This is a genomic window from Exiguobacterium aurantiacum DSM 6208, from assembly GCF_000702585.1.
In the GTDB taxonomy this organism is placed as follows: domain Bacteria; phylum Bacillota; class Bacilli; order Exiguobacteriales; family Exiguobacteriaceae; genus Exiguobacterium; species Exiguobacterium aurantiacum.
In genome coordinates this window covers 2,611,868-2,630,092 of sequence record NZ_JNIQ01000001.1, presented here as the reverse complement: position 1 = coordinate 2,630,092, position 18,225 = coordinate 2,611,868, and the positions used below count along the sequence as shown (strand labels likewise).

General features: G+C 54.7%; 15 protein-coding genes and 1 pseudogene. 9 read left to right on the top strand and 7 right to left on the bottom strand.

Going from position 1 to position 18,225, the window contains the following annotated elements:
* Positions 1 to 28: 28 nt before the first annotated feature.
* The 7 genes from P398_RS0113825 (at position 29) to P398_RS0113795 (ending at position 8,431) form a co-directional block, all read left to right on the top strand.
* Entirely contained in the window at positions 29 to 391 is a 363-nt protein-coding gene (locus tag P398_RS0113825; RefSeq protein ID WP_021066686.1) for a response regulator, read from the top strand.
* Positions 388 to 2,946: a sensor histidine kinase gene (locus tag P398_RS0113820; RefSeq protein ID WP_029335790.1), complete on the top strand. Its 2,559-nt coding sequence runs from the start codon at positions 388 to 390 to the stop codon at positions 2,944 to 2,946. The genes P398_RS0113825 and P398_RS0113820 overlap by 4 nt, the downstream gene beginning before the upstream one ends.
* Before the next feature lie 118 nt (positions 2,947 to 3,064).
* Positions 3,065 to 3,445, top strand: a complete 381-nt coding sequence (locus P398_RS0113815) for a YisL family protein (RefSeq protein ID WP_029335789.1) — start codon at positions 3,065 to 3,067, stop codon at positions 3,443 to 3,445.
* Positions 3,446 to 3,546: 101 nt separating this feature from the next.
* A complete protein-coding gene (locus tag P398_RS0113810; RefSeq protein ID WP_024371822.1) occupies positions 3,547 to 4,548 on the top strand; it encodes a class I SAM-dependent methyltransferase in 1,002 nt (333 codons plus the stop codon).
* Positions 4,549 to 4,654: 106 nt separating this feature from the next.
* Entirely contained in the window at positions 4,655 to 6,148 is a 1,494-nt protein-coding gene (locus tag P398_RS0113805) for a phytoene desaturase family protein (RefSeq protein WP_029335788.1), read from the top strand.
* Positions 6,145 to 7,623: a phytoene desaturase family protein gene (locus P398_RS0113800; protein WP_029335786.1), complete on the top strand. Its 1,479-nt coding sequence runs from the start codon at positions 6,145 to 6,147 to the stop codon at positions 7,621 to 7,623. Before P398_RS0113805 ends, P398_RS0113800 begins: the two co-directional genes overlap by 4 nt.
* Positions 7,592 to 8,431, top strand: coding sequence for a phytoene/squalene synthase family protein (locus P398_RS0113795; protein ID WP_029335784.1), 840 nt, complete (start codon positions 7,592 to 7,594; stop codon positions 8,429 to 8,431). Before P398_RS0113800 ends, P398_RS0113795 begins: the two co-directional genes overlap by 32 nt.
* Before the next feature lie 423 nt (positions 8,432 to 8,854).
* Here the strand turns inward: P398_RS0113795 and P398_RS0113790 are convergent, their stop codons facing one another.
* The 6 genes from P398_RS0113790 to ybaK form a co-directional block, all read right to left on the bottom strand.
* Entirely contained in the window at positions 8,855 to 10,321 is a 1,467-nt protein-coding gene (locus P398_RS0113790) for a phytoene desaturase family protein (RefSeq protein ID WP_029335782.1), read from the bottom strand.
* A gap of 24 nt (positions 10,322 to 10,345) precedes the next feature.
* Positions 10,346 to 11,413, bottom strand: a complete 1,068-nt coding sequence (locus P398_RS0113785; RefSeq protein ID WP_029335780.1) for a glycosyltransferase — start codon at positions 11,411 to 11,413, stop codon at positions 10,346 to 10,348.
* Positions 11,410 to 12,108: a lysophospholipid acyltransferase family protein gene (locus P398_RS16190; RefSeq protein ID WP_034799245.1), complete on the bottom strand. Its 699-nt coding sequence runs from the start codon at positions 12,106 to 12,108 to the stop codon at positions 11,410 to 11,412. The genes P398_RS0113785 and P398_RS16190 overlap by 4 nt, the downstream gene beginning before the upstream one ends.
* A complete protein-coding gene (locus tag P398_RS0113775) occupies positions 12,074 to 12,823 on the bottom strand; it encodes a carotenoid biosynthesis protein (RefSeq protein ID WP_029335777.1) in 750 nt (249 codons plus the stop codon). Before P398_RS0113775 ends, P398_RS16190 begins: the two co-directional genes overlap by 35 nt.
* A gap of 90 nt (positions 12,824 to 12,913) precedes the next feature.
* Complete coding sequence (pssA, locus tag P398_RS0113770; RefSeq protein ID WP_029335775.1) at positions 12,914 to 13,612, bottom strand: CDP-diacylglycerol--serine O-phosphatidyltransferase; 699 nt, start codon at positions 13,610 to 13,612, stop codon at positions 12,914 to 12,916.
* A gap of 19 nt (positions 13,613 to 13,631) precedes the next feature.
* The gene (ybaK, locus tag P398_RS0113765; protein ID WP_235263410.1) at positions 13,632 to 14,114 is read right to left on the bottom strand and encodes a Cys-tRNA(Pro) deacylase; all 483 of its coding nucleotides are present in this window, start codon (positions 14,112 to 14,114) and stop codon (positions 13,632 to 13,634) included.
* A 136-nt stretch (positions 14,115 to 14,250) separates the two neighbouring features.
* Between ybaK and P398_RS0113760 the strand changes: the two genes are divergently transcribed.
* Together P398_RS0113760 and P398_RS16185 are read left to right on the top strand one after the other, a co-directional pair.
* Entirely contained in the window at positions 14,251 to 14,988 is a 738-nt protein-coding gene (locus P398_RS0113760) for an enoyl-CoA hydratase/isomerase family protein (protein WP_029335772.1), read from the top strand.
* A 343-nt stretch (positions 14,989 to 15,331) separates the two neighbouring features.
* Positions 15,332 to 16,698, top strand: a pseudogene (locus tag P398_RS16185) (IS1182 family transposase).
* A 114-nt stretch (positions 16,699 to 16,812) separates the two neighbouring features.
* Here the strand turns inward: P398_RS16185 and P398_RS0113750 are convergent.
* Positions 16,813 to 18,171, bottom strand: a complete 1,359-nt coding sequence (locus P398_RS0113750) for an MATE family efflux transporter (protein WP_024371833.1) — start codon at positions 18,169 to 18,171, stop codon at positions 16,813 to 16,815.
* Positions 18,172 to 18,225: the final 54 nt, after the last annotated feature.

Below are 18,225 nucleotides of genomic sequence, written 5' to 3'. Positions count from 1 at the left end.
GAGATGGAATGAAAATGGAGGAATCGTCATGGTAAAAATTCTACTCGCAGAAGATGAAGAAGTATTACGCATGCTCGTATTAGATACGTTAGAAGACGAAGGCTACGACATCGATGAGGCACCAGACGGCCTCGAAGCATATCGCTTGATTGAACAAAACGAATACGACCTCGTAATCGTTGATCATATGATGCCAGGGATGACCGGACTCGAAGTCATCGAGAAAGTAAGGAAGTTGCCAGGACGTCAACATACGAAAGTGATGATGTTGACGGCGAAAAGTCAACAATCTGATCGTGATTGCGCGAATGAGATTGGAGTCGATTACTTTATCTCAAAACCGTTTAGTCCACTTGAATTGGTGAAGATCATAGGAGGCATCGTGAATTGAACAGATGGTTTAAACAAAAACTCGGACGTGACATCATGGTCGTCCTCTATTCGTTTTTAGTGGTCGCTTTGGTCGGCTCAGGGATTGCCTACTGGTACGTCGAGGATCGTCTCGCAGCGAACGAGGCCCGTCTGCGCGAAGTCGACGAGCGCATCAGTCGACTGAACACGCTATGGGACGAGTGGCAAGCTGCCCAGTATGATTCACGTGGATATTTATTGTTTGGCGATACGGCAGCGCTGGAGCGAGCCCGCTCAAAAGAGAACGAGTTCCAACAAGAAATCAATTGGTTCAAGAGCGTCGTCCAGACACGGCAAGGTGAAATTTTTGCGGACGACCTGCAAAACTTCCATGACTTTTACTTCGATGTGATTTTACCGGTCACACTTGAATACGGACAATCTCGTAGCGAAGGGGATGTCAGCGAGACGTTCATCGACCCAGATACGGTCGCATCGCTCCCGACGGCACAGCGCTTAATTGAGCAAGGTGCCATTCAGTTCAGTCCGGAACGAGGTATCGACACGCTCGGACCGATTCAACAAATCGAGACGTCGCTCACCGACTACAAGACGCTCATGAACAGCGAGAAAGAAATCGTATACGCCGAATGGCGACAAAACAATAATATTTTACAGTTCTTATGGATTGCGAGCATCGTCTCGTTCGCCGTCTTGATCCTCTTGTTCGTCCAGCCGTTCTTACGCCGCCAATCGCGTTTGATTTCAAGGCTCGCGGTCGCATCTGATCGTCTGCTCAAAGGGGAAATCGTCGATTTGAGCGACCAGATGGATCGGGAAGACGAGATCGGGACGATGTCCCGCTCGTTCAATAAGATGGCGGAGACGCTTCGTGACAACGAACGTCACTTGATCGAGAAGAACCATGAGTTGCAGGCACAACAAGAAGAGTTGATCGCCCAGCAAGAAGAGCTCCAAGCTCAGCAACAAGAACTCGAAGAGATCTTGGAGCAGACGCAACAGAACGAGCAGCACTTGGCGTACCGTAACGAATTGACGGAGACGCTCGCAGCCCGAGACTCGTTGACGGCTTATCCAGAGATCATCGAGAAGCTCGTCGCCATCACCGACTCCGAAGTCGGGGCGCTCGTCTTCGTCGATGCGACGGGATCGTTCTCGGTCACGAGCCACGGCTTGAACGAGACGCTCACGCGTCAGTTGCTTGACAGTGAGAACTCGGTGCTCACGCGGGCGATGACACTTCGGACGACGGTCCATTCGTCGAAACAAGTCGCGAGCGACCACCCGCTCCCGTACCCGTACTATATGTACGAGACGGCCGTCCCGGTCCACGACCCGACGGACGACTCGATCATCGCGTTCATCTATCTCGTCCGCTACAAAGACCGCTTCACGCAGACGCAGATGGGCGACATCATGTCGTTCGCACGTCAATTGTCGCTCTCACTTCTCCGGATGCGTCTCTTCGAAGAGATGACCCGAGAGAAAGGGAAGACGGAACGGATTCTCGATTCGATTCGCGAGGCGGTCATCTACGTCGAACACTCGACCGACGACGTGTTCGTCAACCGGCCGCTCTATGAGATGTTCCCAGAGCTTGACGACATCACGTCGAGAGAACTCGCCGAACTGTCATGGAACGAATGGCGTGAGACGATCGCGACGACGGTCGACCAAGAAGATGATTTCGTGACATATACGGACCGTCTGTTCACAGACGACTTCCCGCACGACAGCGTCAGCTTCTCGATCCGCAAAGGGGAGATGAACTTGCAGATGTACGCCGAACGCATCGTCGTCGGCGGCCTGTCGAAAGGGACGCTCCTCGTCTTCCGTGACATCACGAGCGAGACCGAGGCGGAGCGCTTGAAGAGTGAGTTCATCTCGACGATCTCGCACGAGTTGCGCACACCGCTCTCTTCGATTTACGGGTTCACCGAGCTCATGGTCAAGAAGCAGTTGCCAAACGAGAAACAAGCGAAATACTTGCAGACGATCCACGCGGAGACAGAGCGGTTGACCCATCTCGTCAACGACTTCCTCGACGTGCAGCGTATGGAAGCCGGAAGCCAGATGTATGACCGGGAACAGCTCGACATCGAGCCGGTCATCCGTGACATGATGACATTCTATGAAGCGTCGTCATTGAAGCATCAGTTTGAACTCGTGACTGCTGACGACCGTCCGTACGAACTGTTCGCTGACTGTCAGAAGTTCAAGCAGTTGATGAGCAACTTGCTCTCGAACGCCGTGAAGTATTCACCGCATGGTGGCAAGATCACAATCGAATTGGCCCATCACGATCAGTCCGTGTCGATCAAAGTGAAAGACGAAGGGATCGGGATTCCGAGCGAGGCACTCGACCGCCTCTTCGATAAGTTCTATCGTGTCGATAACTCGGATAGCCGTGAGATTGGCGGTACAGGTCTTGGACTCCCGATTTGTCAGGAGATCGTCCGAGGCCACGCCGGTCAGATTCATGTCGAATCGGTGCAGCATAAAGGATCGACGTTCACCGTCGTCATCCCGAGCTATGAACATGCTGTCCGTGAAGAAGCGCAGACGACTGCTTGATTGGCAATATTGGAGAGGTATGCGGCCGCATACCTCTCTTTTTCTGTCCCGGCTTGACCGGTCACCGGTTTATTCGTGTACAATAAGGATTGTATATGACTAAAAGGGGGATTATTGGATGCCACTGACTGCATTCCTACACACACACGTGACGAGCTGGATTTTACTCCTCGTCTTGTTCGCTGTCGCCTACATCGGCTACAAAAATGGTAACAAGAGCGGTAAGATCGCGCATATGGCGTTTCGCCTCATGCTTCTCGTCGCATTCGGTACAGGACTTTACTTGTACTTGAAATTGAACGGCGGCGGCATGTTCTACCACGTGAAGATCACGGTAGGGCTCTTGACGCTCATCTTCGGTGAGATGGCGCTCATTCGCATGAAGAAACAAAAACCTGCGAGTGCGATGCTCGGCGGTTTTGCGGTCCTGTCGCTCGTGACAATCTTCATCGGTTACGCGCTGCCGTACGGCCAATCGTTTTTCAGTAACTTTATTTAAAGTACGTCCCACTTCGCACATCGAAGTGGGATTTTTTTGTTTGTCCGCAAATTATTAGGGGAAAATAAAAAAATCAGTGATAACGATGATGAGGTGAAACGATGGATCAACAGATGAATGAATGGTCGCGCGTGCTCCACGCGCGGAGATGGATGAAACAGACTGAGTCGTTCCTGCCGCTATGGCACGGTTATATCGGATACAAGTACGGTTTATTTGATGCGCTCCAAGGGGGGGCGAGTTACGCGGAAATGACGCTCCGTTTGAAACAGCCGCTGACAAAACTCGCACTCGAGCGCTGGCTCGACGTCGGCGTCGCCGTCCGTCATCTGAAGAAGAAAGGCTGGCGTTACTACCCGACCCGCAGTTTGAAGTACCAGCTGTCGCACGAGGACGAGCGCAGCATCGGGTTCATGCTCCAAGAGATGATGGAGCTTCATATCCCTGCCTTGATCGCCTACCCGGACTTTTTGGAGTCAGGCAAACAAAAAACGTTCGATGGGGCGACGCACGGACAAGTCGTCGCACAGACGTCGACGCTCGTCGAGACGGTCGCCTTCCCGATCGTGCAGCAATTGCTGCGTCAAGCCGACGTCAAGACGATGCTCGATATCGGTTGCGGGCATGGCGGCTATTTGCGCAAGCTCCACGGGCTCGAGCCGGATTGGAAGTTGACCGGCATCGATCTAGAAGAAGACGTCATCGAAGAAGCGCGGGAACAAGACGATACGGGCGAGATTCGATATGAAGTGGCCGATTTTATGGAATGGGACCACGACGAGCGATTCGATGCCGTCATGATGAACAACATGCTCTATTACTTTTCGCCTGAACAACGGATCGAGCTGCTCGGACGCATGCTCGAAAACCTGGACGAGCAAGGTGTGGCCGTCCTCGTCACCCCGCTTGCGGAGACGCCGCTCGGTTCCCGGTTCGCCTCGGCGTTCAATGCGTTCATGACCCTTCACGACAATTTATACCCGCTCCCGACGATTCGCGCGCTCCGTCGCCAAATGGAACAAGTCGGCTTCGAGAACGTCCGTTTCATCCCGTTCATCCCAGAAGGTTCTTGGTATATCGTCATCGCCGAGCGAGGCGTTTGACACATCGCGGACACACGGCGAGCCGATTCAGATTTGAACTTGTCTCGACTCATTTCTATAATGGAGTAGAAGCATAAGAGACTATTCACATAGGGAGTTGTTCAACGTGTCGGATAAAAGAGTTGCAGTCATCGGCGCCGGGCCAGGAGGCCTCGCCGCCGCCATGATATTGGCGAGTCGGGGTGTGGAAGTGACCGTGTTCGAGAAACAGCCGTTCGTCGGTGGACGGACGTCACGTCTACAAGTCGGGGAGTTCGCGTTTGATCGTGGCCCGACTTTTTTGAATATGCCTTACATTTTAGAAGAGATCTTTGAAGAGACGGGACGTAACCTTCACGACTACGTCGATATGAGACGGCTTGAGCCGATGTATGACTTATATTTTGACCGGGGACGACGCGTCTTATCGATGACGACCGACCGCGACGAGATGCACGAGGCGATCGAAGCGCAGTTCCCTGGCAACGGGGAAGGGTATGAACGGTTCATGGCTGAGCAGGCGATCAAGCTCTCGAAATTGATGCCGGTTCTGCAGACGGCGCACGACAAGTTGACGGACTACGTCTCGACGCGCGTGTTGAAGGCGTTGCCGTTTCTATCGATCGGCAAGTCGCTTTATGACGTGCTCTCGGAATACTTCACGAGCGAGGAGTTAAAATACGCGTTCACGTTCCAAGCGAAATATCTCGGCATGTCGGCTTGGGACTGTCCGGGTGGATTCTCGATTTTATCTTATATGGAGCATGCGTATGGCGTACATCACCCGATCGGTGGTGTGAACCAGCTTTGTACGGCGATGGCGCGCGTCGTCGAAGAGGAAGGCGGTTCGATTCGTCTTGGCGAATCGGTCGACCGGTTGTTGCTCGACGGGAAGCGTGTGAACGGGCTCGTCGCGAACAACGTCCATTATGCGTTTGACGAAGTCGTCATCGGGGCGGATTTTGCCCATGCGATGACATCGCTCGTCCCGGACGGAACGCTCACACGCTGGAGTCCGAAACAGCTGCGGAAGAAGCGCTACTCGTGCTCGACGTTCATGCTCTATCTCGGGCTCGACCGGCTGTACGACGATGTCGGCCACCATACGATCCATTTCGCTGACGACTATGAACGGAACGTGAAAGACATGACGCAAGACTTGAAGTTGAGCGACGACTTCTCGTTCTACGTTCAAAACGCGTCAAGAATCGATCCGACGCTCGCACCGGCCGGCAAGTCTTCTTTATACGTTCTCGTCCCGGTACCGAACAATTTGTCCAACTTGCCGTGGGAGACGCTCGAGGCGAAGATGACCGAAAGTGTGCTCGACGCGCTCGAGACGCGTTCACCGTATCGAAACGTCCGCGATCATATCGAAGTAATGCAGGCGCTCACGCCGCACGACTGGGAGTCGTTCGGGGTGTACGAAGGAGCGACGTTCAACTTAGGGCATAACTTGTCACAAATGATGTACTTCCGTCCGCACAACCAGTTTGAAGAACTCGACCACGTCTGGCTTGTCGGAGGTGGCACGCATCCCGGTAGCGGCCTGCCGACGATCTTCGAGTCGGCACGCATCACGGCTAACTTGCTTCGTGACCGGGCAGGTGTCGGTCAATGAAGATTAGTTTCGTCGGGGCCGGCATCGGGTCGCTCTACGCGGCCCTCTTGCTGACCCATAAGTATCCGGCGCTCGACATCACGATTTACGAGAAAGAAGATCGCGTCGGGGGCCGTCTCAACTACGTCGAGTTTGAGAACGGGGCCCGCGTCGATGAAGGCCCGACGATCGTGTTGTTGCCGAGCAAGCTGAAGAGCCAGCTGAAAGAAGCGGGCTTCCCGGAACAAGAGCTCGAACTGCTCGAAGTCGACCCGTTGTATCGTCTCCGCTACGAAGACGGGACGACGTTTTACAAGTATCGCGACATCGAGCGCCAAGCCGAAGAAGTGGAGCGCATGTTCGGAGAAGGGGACGGGTTTCGCCGCTACATGGGGCAAAAGCGTGAAGAATACCAAATCGGATTTGAGACGTTCCTAGACCGTGGGTATAAGGCGAAGTCGGATTTGTTTGAACCGAAACTGTTGCTCCTCCTCATGCGGTTGAAAGCGTACGAGACCGCCCACGAGAACATGAAACGCTTCTTCAAAGACGAACGTCTGCGCGTCGCCTATAGCCTCCAGACGCTTTACATTGGTGGGAACCCGTATGCGACACCTTCACTTTACGGACTCATCCCGTATCGTGAACAAGAAGAAGGCATCTGGTACGTCAAAGGAGGATATTTCTCCTTGGCGACGAAATTAGAACAAGAGCTGAAAAAGCGGGGTGTCACGTTCAACATGAACGTCGCGGTCGAACGGGTCATCGTCGAGAACGCTCAGGCCAAGGCAGTCGTTGTGGACGGGGTGCGTGAGACGTACGACGCGGTCGTCGTCAACGGTGATTTCCCGCTCATGGAACGGCTCATTGACGGCGTCAAACCGAAAGCGTATGAACCGTCGAGCGGCACGTTGCTCCTGTACTTCACCGTAACAGGTGACATCGACCTCCCCGTTCATCAATTTGATTTGCCGAATGATTTTGCTGGTTCGATGCGAACAATCTTCGAAGATGGTAAACTAAGCGAGTATCCGGCGATGTATACGTTCAATCCGTCACGCATCGATGCGACGCTCGCGCCGGACGGGACGAGTGTGCTTTACGTGCTCGTGCCGGTGCCGCGCAAGTTAGAGCGCGAACACTTTGAAGCGAGCGGGACGATCGATCATCTCGTCTCGCGGATCGAGGCGATGGTGCCTGACTTTACCGACCGCGTCCTCGAGATGAAAGTTCGTACCCCGATGGACGCGGAACGGTTCGGGTTGTTTGAAGGGGGGAGCTTCGGCATCGCCCCGAAACTTGCCCAGTCGGCAGCATTCAAGCCGCAGGCGCGCCCGTACGCGCATATCGATCGGCTCTACGCCGTCGGTGCCTCGGTCCATCCGTGCGGCGGGGTCCCGATCGTCATGATTGGATCGCAACTGTTAGTGAAGAGAATGGAAGAAGAAATGGGGGCAGCGTACCATGACGACACAAGAAGCGTATCGTCAATGTGAGGAAATCATGAAGAAAGGCTCGTTGACGTTTTATCGGGCCTTCTCGTTGCTCTCAAAGCCTGACCGCCAAGCTGTGACGGCCGTCTATGCGTTTTGTCGAACGTTAGACGATGCAGTGGATGAATCGGATCGGCCGGAAGAAAGTTTGGCGGAGTTTTTGCAAGCGTTTGACCACTTTTTGACGGGAGCCGAACAAACGGACGCTTTATGGGTGGCGCTCCGTGACGTATGGGAACGGTATGAGATGGACGTCGAACCGTTCTTTGAACTTGCTGAAGGCATGAAGTGGGACTTACATAAGTCGCGCTACGCGACGCTCGAGGAGACGGAGCAATACGGTTATTATGCGGCGAGCACCGTCGGCTTGATGCTGTTGCCAATCCTCGTGCCACGTCCGGAAGAGGCGATGAAGGCTGAACTGAGACAAGGGGCGATCGACCTCGGCATCGCCATGCAATTGACGAACATTTTGCGTGACGTCGGTGAAGACTTGAACCGGGACCGCATTTATGTGCCCCGTGACGTTCTCGAGCGACACGGCATGACCGAAGCCGATCTGTTGGCACGCACGGTATCACCTGCCTTCATCGACGTCTGGGAGACGCTCGCACAGCGGGCCGAAATGCTCTATGCGAGCGCTCGGAAGACGCACCGGCTATACCCGCCGGCGAGCCGGAAGCCCGTCCAGGCCGCGGCACTGTTATACGAAGGCATATTGGATGCGGCCCGTCAAAACGAGTACGACGTCTTCACGAAGCGGGCATATGTGTCGACGCTTCAAAAAGGAAAGCTATTAGCAAGACTGTGAGTGACCGCCTATGCGGTCGCTTTTTTTCTGCACAAAAAAACCACTTTTGGCGGGGGACCAAAAGTGGCGTAAGCGTTATGTTGACCCGTTCATCGGGGAAACGAACGGATCGGCTTGTGATGAACACCTAAAGATGTGCCTCGTCTCATGGGGAATGACACGATGGGGCATCTTCGCTGAACCAGGATGCTTGATGGACTAAGGGGGAACATCAGATGCATGCTGATCCAGCTACGGCATACGAGTGGGGAAACTCGCTCATCACTTTTTCTCGGGTGTGACAAGTTCAAAACGCGATTGGCTCGGGGAAGCCATTCGATCGCTACAGGTGTAACAAACGTTACAAAACTGCTTGAACTCGAATATGATATTATCACGTCTGCAACTTGTCGACAAGTGTCGAATCTCTTGTTCACAAAATGTTCAAATTGTCAGAGGTATGTCCTCTAACATCGAGCGGGCGGCCAATTGTCCTGAAAGCGTGACCATCGGGCTACCACCGCCAGGATGGGTCGAACCGCCTGCGAACCAGATGTTCGAGACATCTTCCGAGCGGGCCGACGGACGGAAGAACGCACCTTTTTTCGAATTGGCAGACGTCCCATAAAGCGCCCCGTAATACGCATAAAAATCACGCGTCAAGTCGTGCGGGGTGACGCGACGGTGATACATGACGTCCGCATCGTCCCACTCGACGCCGAATCGGCGGAGGCGACGGCGGATCAGATGTTCATACGTCTCGGCATCGATGTCGGTCAAATGGGCCGGGGCGTTGACGAGGATGAACAAGTTGTCACCACCCTCGCCCATCGCCGGGTCGGTGTAAGAAGAGTTCGAGATGTAGATCGTCGGTTCGTCAGCGTAACGTTCTTCTTCGAACAGTGCCTGGAACTCGGCCTCATAGTCGTCTGAGAAATAGACGTTATGGTGCGCCAAGTTCAAGCGCTTGTTGAGTCCGACCATGATGACGAACGCCGAGACGGACGGCTCGACCGTGTCCCGTGTCGGCACAGGGAACGAGGGACGATGTTGCGTTTCGACGAGGCGCGGATATTGGGTGAGCAGTTCACCGTTCAACAGCACCGCGTCGCACGACAACACTTCCTCGTCATCGATGACGACGGCGTGGGCTTTTCCGTTCAACACTTCAATCTTCGTGACTTCGTGACCGAGTTTGAACTCGACACCGAGCTCGCTCGCCCGTTTGGCGAAACCTTTCGCAATCGTCCAATTTCCACCTTTCGCATAGTAGACGCCGTCGTTCAGCTCGAGGTGAGAGATGAGCGCGAACGTGCCCGGCGTCACATACGGGCTGCTGCCGATGTATGTCGCGTAGCGGTCAAGCGCTTGGATGATGCGCGGGTCCTTAAAGTATTTTTTATGGAGTGAGTGCAGGCTTGTGAGCGGGTGGACTTTCATCATGTCCGCCCAGAGGCCCGTATCCATCTTCGTCTCCATTCGGGTGAAGAAGCGGTTATTCGCGATATCGAACAACTTTTCGGCCTCGTCTAAGTATTCGGCGAGTTGGTTCTTGTCGGCTTTGTCCCCGGTCAAACGCCGAATCTCTTCTTCCATCTGTTCGCGTCCCGAGTGGAACGTCAGCGTCGACCCGTCCGGGAAATGATTGACCGTATGCGTGTCGAGTTTGACGAGTTCGAAGTAATCTTCCGGGTTGGCCCCGCTGTTTCGGATGACGGAACGGAACACATCCGGCATCGTGATCGTGTTCGGACCGAAATCAAACCGGTGGTTGTCCGTGATGACGGGCATCAATTTGCCCCCGACGTGTTCATTTTTTTCGATGACGGTCACGTCGTAACCGCGAGCCGCAAGCGTGACGGCGGCGCTAAGGCCACCGAGGCCGGCTCCGATGATGGCAATCTGTTTCATGGCTTTCTGCCTCCTAACGTTTTTCTAAGGGTACATTCGGCCTTTCCATGTAATCGGTTGTCGTCTCCATTTTCGGATGACCGCGCTCGACAAGAGAGCCAAGTAAGCGATGAGGCTGAACGGATGGAGCCAAAAAAATCGTCCGCCGGATCTCAAGTCGATGGCGAGTCTGGCGAGGAGGACGAATAGCACCCCTCCAAGCGATAGGAGATCCGGTCGGAAGAGGAGCGCGACAAACGCTGACAACTGGATACCGTAATACATAAAGAAATAAAGGGCGATGCCCATTGATTCATTCATTCCCTTGAATACGTTTTTTGAAAACCCGTTCCACACTTCTTCATTCGTCGCATACATGTCACACGTGATGTAAGGCGACACTTGGACGAGTGATGTCACTTTTTTTCGGCGTTTGAACTCCCGGCATAGGTCGATATCATCGATCAACGAGTCGTGGATCGAGGCGTGGCCGCCGACGTCGTCATAACTCTTCCGTTCGACAAGGACGTTCATCCCGTTCGCGGCCGCGAAAGCGGGGTGACGCACTTTTCGCCAAAACAGCGGCAAATGTTGGGCGATCAAGACGTGTTGCATCGGGATGAGCAGTTTGCCGAGCCAAGTCGGAGTCGGGAAGCGAGGGAAGCCGGACAAGAAGACGGCCTGTTCGCGGATGAGCGTCCCGTGCATGCGGCCGATGAACGAGTGGTCGATCGTCACGTCGGCATCGAGGAAGAGAAGAAACGGTTCGGCCGTCCGTGACGCGAGCTGGTGACAGGCGTGCACTTTGCCGGCCCAGCCTTTCGGGAGCGGGACACCGCGGAAGATGGTGAAGCGTTCGTCGTTATCGATTTCACGGAGGAGCACCTCATACGTCTTGTCTTCCGAACGATCTTCGTATAAATAGACGTGACAACCTGCCGGCAGGGCCGCTTTCAAACTTGCGATCAATTTCGGCACGTTCCGCTCTTCGTTACGAAGCGGGATACAGACGGCGGTGGCCGGGGCGGACACCGGTGCTGTGAGCGGTCGTAAAAAAAGTAAGTTGACGAGCGTGAAGACGAGCATGAGCAGGGTGAGCGAGAAGATGATCATCGGCACCCCCTCGCGATCTCGAGCAGACGCTCCGTCCAATCGGCGAGACTGCGCTTTGGCGGAAACAGTGCGACGTAGCGATCAGATTTTGAGATCACGTCAGCCCGCGTGTCGTCGTACAATCTTTCGAGCGCCTCGGCGAGTTCTTGTTTTTGTAGCCTGCGTGTATCCGAAACGACACGGTGGTTGCGAAACCGGACATAGACGACCGGTGCGGCGTGTGATTCGAACGCATAATAAATCGCGCATAGTCGCACGTCCGGTTTCGTGAGCAGCATCGTCGCCCCGGTGCCGATCTCGAGCGGACGATGTTCTTGAGGGTACTCACGTCCTTGTGGGAACATCCAGACCGACTTGCCGTCATTCAACAATGATCCGGCATAGGCGAGTGACGCGCGGACGTCGGACAGTTTTCCTTTCTTAATCGAGAACGCACCTAAGTGGCGGAAGAACGGGAAACGGCGCAAGCCGTCCTCATCCATCAACACATGGACGTCATGGCGTAAGTAATGTTCGTTCAACATCAATAAGATGAGCCCGTCCCACCACGAGCTGTGGGTCGCGAGGAATAAGCCAGGCGTCGGGACGTCATCAGCGCGCACGTAGACCGTATGGAAGAACGGACGGATTTGACGCTCTTTGACGAAAACGGAAAAGACATCATTGAACCATTTCTTTTTGTTCGCTTCGATCATGTCGGACCCTCCGTTCGATGAAGATGACCCCGGCCGTCACAATGCTGAGCGCGCCGATACCGTATAAGCCGGCGTTCACCGCCGTGACGCCGAACAAGGCGTGCAGCATGACGAACAAATAGCGTCCGTGCGTCAACAAGAGCGGTTCGGCCTCGACCTCATACCGATCGAGGAGCCAAGAAAAGATGAGTGACAAACCGAACCAACCGACAAAGTTTTGTGTCGGGATATCATAATATAAGCCATCGTTCGCCCATTCCCAATAGCCTTTCACGTTCGCCGCGACCGGATCGATCGCCATGTCGAGCCAGACGGCGAGGAACGGGACGAGCCAGAGCGTTCGGCGTTTGAAGTTGAACAAGCGAGCGACGGCGAAGCTTGCCCCGATGACGGCGAGCCAAGCCGCGCCGATCGTGATTGGGACGCCGAAGACGGTCGGCCCGAACGCCTCCGCGTACAAATATTCACTGAACGGGAATCCCGTTTTGACGCCGAGCGTCTCGACGGCGATCGATCCGAAAAAGATGAACGGGACGATGTAGCGGGCGTGACGGACCCCGTCCGCAATGACCCAGCCCCCGATGGCACCGGCAAGCCATAAAAACACCGGGTTCGCCCATTCGAGCCAACTCGGGAGTAAATCGAAACCGACCAAGATGAGGCCGATCCCATACCAAACGACAAACCATTTCCAAATCCATGGATAAACTTTCATTTCATCACCTCTCTTACCATTCTAAAGAGGTTTCTACCCGGCGTCTAATGAATGCGTGCACAAAAAACGAGCTCCTGTTGTAGGAGCTCGTCAGTTAGCCATACTTTTTCGTTTTTTGACGAACGAGAAGGCGATGAAGAGAACGTAGAACGTAACGGCGATGAACCAGAACGACGGCCATTCCTTCCATCTTGCGAAAATCATATACGTCAAGTAGACGAGGCTGACCGTGATGATGAACGAGTGGCGCGGCAACGGGACGTCTTTGAAACTCGGGATCCGCACGCGGCTGACCATGAGTAGAGCGAGGCCGGTGAAGAAGATTGGTGTGAGCAGTTCGCTGACGCGATCGCCGAACGTCGTAACGACGGCGAGGAGCCCACCCGCAGCTGTGATCGGAACACCTGAGAAATAGCTTGCCGTCACGTTTGTCGCTGACAAGTTGAAGCGGGCCAAACGGTACGCTCCGAATAACGGGAACAAGGCGGCGAAGAATAGGCCGTAGTTGCCGTAGTCGATGAAGAACGTGTAATAGGCGAGCAAGGCCGGAGCCACGCCGAACGTGACGACGTCGGCGAGTGAATCGAGTTCTTTCCCGAAGTCGCCCGCCACCCCGAGCATGCGGGCGAGCCGACCGTCGAGACTGTCGAGCATCATCGCGATGATGATCAAGAGCGTCGCGTTCGAGAAATCGCCCCGTGCGGCGTAAACGATGGCGATGACGCCGCAAAATAAGTTACCGAACGTAAACGAGTTAGGAACCCAGGACCGGATTCTTTCTTTCCACATAATATTGCCTCCATCTTTTTCATTGAGTGAACCAGCGACCGTTGGTGAAACGTAGCAGGTCGTCTGGGGTAAGTTCAAGTTGGGCGCCGCGTTTTCCGGCTGAGATGATGATCGTTTCTTTCTGTTTGGCACTTTCGTGCAAGAAGACCGGGAACGGTTTTTTCGACCCGATTGGTGACACGCCTCCGCGGATGTATCCGGTGAGCGCCTCGAGTTCCTTCATTGGGACCGGAGAGGCTTTCTTCGCTCCCCATGCTTTCGCCGCCGCTTTCAAGTCGACGTCCATATCCCCCGGGATGAGGAAGAAAGCGTGGCGCTTTTGTTCATTCTCGAGGCAAATCGTTTTATATAATTGGTTGAGAGGCTTGCCCATCGACGCGGCGACGTGACTGGCTGAGACGTCAGATGGATCCACGTCGTACGTATGGAACGTGAACGGGATCTTTCGTTGCTTCAATTGCCGAGCGGCGTTCGTCAGTTGCATCAAGCCCACCCTTTCCATGAATGACTCCTCTAAGAATAGCAAATAGTGGCAGTGTCGGGCAATCGAACTCGCAAAGTTTTCGTGACAGGAAGGAGACAGAATGGGGAATAGCGAAATGAACAGTGATTCATTTATTAAAAGGGGGACGTTGAACATGGAAACGATTCAAATCACGCGCCATAACGGGGTAGGCTGGCTCAAATGGAATCGGCCCGAAAAGTTGAACGCGTTAAACGAGACGCTTTTGAAGGAAGCGGCCGAGGCGATGCAGGATCTTGTGGCTGACGAGGACGTGCGCGTCATCGTGCTCGTCGGGGAAGGGCGGGCCTTCTCGTCCGGCCAAGACTTGACGATTGAGAGCGATGCCGATTACGGGACGTATTTAGAAGACGTGTACCATCCACTCGTACGTGCGCTCGCGTCATGCCCGAAACCGCTCATCGCCGGCATCCATGGGGTCGTCGCCGGTGCGGGGCTCAGCCTCGCGCTTGCCGCCGATGTGCGCATCGTGGCCCGTTCGACGAATTTCAGTTCGGCGTTCATTAAAATCGGGCTCGTCGCGGATGCGGGCGGACCGTATCACTTGAAGCGGTTGATGCGCCCTGACCTTGCCCTTAGCTGGATGTGGAGCGGGCGGACGATCGACGCGGAACAAGCGGAACGGTTCGGTCTCGTCACAGAGCTCGTCGAAGATGACGTCTACACGAAAGCGTTGACCGAGTACGCCGAGGCGCTCGCGAAACAATCGCCGGTCGCCGTTGAAGGAATGAAGGCGCTGTTCCGTGCCGAATCGTTCGAAGCGGGGCTCGAAGAAGAGATTCAGTGGCAACGAAAATGCGGACAGACCGACATCCATCGGCAAGCGATGCACGCCTTCTTGACGAAGAAGTAACACAATAGGCAGTCGGATTAGCAGAACGGTTTACCTCGCAAAAAATAAAAAAACCGCAGACAAATCTTGTCTGCAGCCGGAAGAGAGCGGATAGCCGCTCTCTCAGACTGTAGACAAAACATTGTCTGCAGTCTTTTTATTTGCCCGACCGGGCACAGCTCGCTTTTCTTGGGGCAAGCAGGGAGCCGCATCGCGACATTGTCGCTGCTGGGTCTCCCTTTGCTTGCTATTCCCCTAGAAGTCTCGCCGTGCCCTCGGTCGGTTTACGCATCAATCCCTCTTTTCGTACTCTCGTTCCTTTTTTATAATGAGAGGTAGAGAACCAGTCATGGAGGCGAATCGGATGATCAGGAAATTAACAGAATCGGAAACCAATCGAACGCAACTGGAGATGGTCACGCTCGACGAGCTCGTGCCAGCGGACCATCTGGTCCGAAAAATTGAGGCGGTGATCGACTTTGGGTTCATCTATCCGCTCGTGGAGGACCTATATTCTGAGGACCGCGGGCGACCGAGCGTCGACCCTGTCGTCCTGATCAAGATGACCTTCCTTCAGTACCTGTTCGGTATCCGATCGATGCGTCAGACGATTCGTGAGATCGAGACGAACGTCGCGTACCGTTGGTTTCTCGGGTTCGGGTTCACGGACAAGGTGCCACATTTTCAACGTTCGGGAAGAACTATGTGCGTCGCTTCCAGTACACGAACTTATTCGACGACATCTTCTATCACATCCTTGAACAGGCCGCGGACGCCGGGTTCATCGATCGCGCCGTCCTGTTCGTCGACTCAACACACGTTAAGGCGAACGCGAACAAGCGGAAGCTCGTCAAGAAGACCGTCCGCCAAGAGGTGAAGCACTATCAGGAACAACTAGATGCCGAGGTCAAACGAGATCGCGAAGAAAGTGGAAAGAAGCCCTTGGGGCCAAAAAAGAATCAGGCGGAGGAAACGAAGGAGATCAAGGTCAGTACGACAGACCCTGAGAGTGGATATTACGTGAAAGGTGAGCGTGAGAAGCAGTTCGCTTACTCGGTCCATGCGGCGAGCGACGCCCATGGGTTCGTGCTCGGTGCCATCGTTACACCAGGGAACGTGCATGACAGTCTCGCGTTCCCAGATCTGCTCGACAAGGTCTCCAACCGTCTGATTCAACCGTTCGCCGTCGCCGCCGACTCCGCCTATAAAAACCCTGCCATCGCCAAATTGCTGATCGACCGTGGAATCCTGCCGGTCTTCCCGTACACGCGCCCGAAGGGCAAGAAGGGCGCCTTCAAGACCAAAGATTTCATCTACGACGAGCACCATGACGTCTACATCTGCCCGAACAACGAGTTATTAACGTACAGCACCACGATGCGCGAGGGGAAACGTAAATACGTCTCAAATCCCACCGTTTGTGTGAACTGCCCGTTGCTCGAGCAGTGCACGAAGAGCCAGAAGCATCAGCGGATCATCGAACGACACCTCTGGCAACCCTATATGGACGAGGTCGAAGACCTCCGCCACACCGAACTGAACCGCAACATCTATGACCGTCGGAAACAAACGGTCGAGCGCGTGTTTGCGGACGCAAAAGAGAAGCATGGCATGCGTTGGACCCGTTACCGGGGACTTGAAAAAGTTTCAATGCAGGCGATGCTTACTTTTGCTGCCCTCAATCTCAAGAAGATGGCGGGCTGGGCATGGAAGAACGCCCAGCCCGCCTGAAAAAGGGGCTCGGGCAGAGCGCCTCAAGGCCCGAAAACGACAAAGTCACGTTTCAGTTCGCCTGAAACGTGACTTTGTCTACAATCTGAGAGAGCGGATAGCCGCTCTCTTTTTTTATGAAGTTGGTTTCGCTTCGAACTGGAACCCTTTCTGTTGCCACGTCCCGTACTTCCAGCGACGGAAGGCGAAGAAGCCGCGGAACCACTCGTCGAGTGAGAAGGCGAGCCAAATGCCGAGAATGCCGAGCCCCATTTGGAGGCCGAACACGTAGCTGAAGACGACGGCCACGCCCCACATCGAGGCGATCCCGATCATGACGGGGAACCGGACGTCGCCGACCGATTTGAGCGAGCCCATCAGGACGATGTTCATGGCACGGCCAGGCTCGAGGATGAGCGTCGCCCATAAAATCGGAATGCCGACTGCGATAATATCCGGGTTCGAGGTGAACAAGCCGAGCAACGACTTCCCGAAGACGGCGAGGCCGAGCGACGCGACGAGTGAAGAGAACATGGCGATCTTCAGCGTCCGGACAGCACGAGTGTAGGCTTCCTTGAACCGTTTCCCGCCGATGTCCCGGGCGATGAGCAACTGTGTCCCTTGTGCGATGGCGACAGTGAAGAGGAAAGCGAGCATCGACAAGTTCATGACGTACACACGGGCGGCCAGGGACGCTTCTCCCATCGTGGCGATGAACCCGGTGATGATGATTTGGGAGAACTGATATGACAAGTTCTCACCGGCGGACGGCACTCCGATTTGGAGGAGCGCCTTGATGTCGTCACCTTGCGGACGAATCAATTCTTTGATCGGGAAACGGAGCATGAGACGCCGTTTGACGATCCAGAACAAGAGCACCATCGCCGCGAAGCGGGCGATGACGATGGCCCAAGCGACACCAGCGACGCCGGTCACCGGCAGGCCGAACCAGCCCGTGACGGCAAGCATCGCCCCGATCGCCGTGATGACGTCGATGAGGAGCGTCGCGAGCATGGCATGTTTCGTCATACCGTGGCTACGCAACACGGCACTCAATGCCATGATGAGCGCTTCGGTGAAAAGGGACAGACCGACGATCTGTAAGAACAACAGACCGTGAGCGAACAGCTCGTCGGACAAACCGAAGAGACGAAGGAATGTCTCACCGAACAAGAAGACGACCGTCACCATGACGACGCCGAGCCACATGTTCAGGCTGACGGCGGAACGAGCGAAGTCCCGGCTCTTCTTCATCCGGCCGGCACCGATCGCTTGACCGATCAAAATGGTCGCTCCGACCGAGGTGACGCTGAAGACGATCAAGAAGACGTTCAACAGTTGGTTGGCGACCCCGACCGCGGAGGCGGCGGCATCGGAATAATGGGCGAGCATGAGCGTGGCGATGATCCCGGTCCCCATATGGAGCGCGAGCTCGATGAAAATCGGCCACGATATTTTAAATAAACTGAGCTGTTCGGTGTCTTTGTTCGGCATGTGTATTCTCCCTTGTTTCTACAATTCTCTCTATGAAATATTTACGATTTAAAA

Coding starts and splice junctions, on each gene's coding strand:
- P398_RS0113795 (WP_029335784.1), top strand. CDS start 7,592: ATGACGACACAAGAAGCGTATCGTCAATGTGAGGAAATCATGAAGAAA.
- P398_RS0113750 (WP_024371833.1), bottom strand. CDS start 18,171: ATGCCGAACAAAGACACCGAACAGCTCAGTTTATTTAAAATATCGTGG.
- P398_RS0113760 (WP_029335772.1), top strand. CDS start 14,251: ATGGAAACGATTCAAATCACGCGCCATAACGGGGTAGGCTGGCTCAAA.
- pssA (WP_029335775.1), bottom strand. CDS start 13,612: ATGTGGAAAGAAAGAATCCGGTCCTGGGTTCCTAACTCGTTTACGTTC.
- P398_RS16190 (WP_034799245.1), bottom strand. CDS start 12,108: ATGATCGAAGCGAACAAAAAGAAATGGTTCAATGATGTCTTTTCCGTT.
- P398_RS0113815 (WP_029335789.1), top strand. CDS start 3,065: ATGCCACTGACTGCATTCCTACACACACACGTGACGAGCTGGATTTTA.
- ybaK (WP_235263410.1), bottom strand. CDS start 14,114: ATGGAAAGGGTGGGCTTGATGCAACTGACGAACGCCGCTCGGCAATTG.
- P398_RS0113790 (WP_029335782.1), bottom strand. CDS start 10,321: ATGAAACAGATTGCCATCATCGGAGCCGGCCTCGGTGGCCTTAGCGCC.
- P398_RS0113775 (WP_029335777.1), bottom strand. CDS start 12,823: ATGAAAGTTTATCCATGGATTTGGAAATGGTTTGTCGTTTGGTATGGG.
- P398_RS0113825 (WP_021066686.1), top strand. CDS start 29: ATGGTAAAAATTCTACTCGCAGAAGATGAAGAAGTATTACGCATGCTC.
- P398_RS0113810 (WP_024371822.1), top strand. CDS start 3,547: ATGGATCAACAGATGAATGAATGGTCGCGCGTGCTCCACGCGCGGAGA.
- P398_RS0113800 (WP_029335786.1), top strand. CDS start 6,145: ATGAAGATTAGTTTCGTCGGGGCCGGCATCGGGTCGCTCTACGCGGCC.
- P398_RS0113785 (WP_029335780.1), bottom strand. CDS start 11,413: ATGATCATCTTCTCGCTCACCCTGCTCATGCTCGTCTTCACGCTCGTC.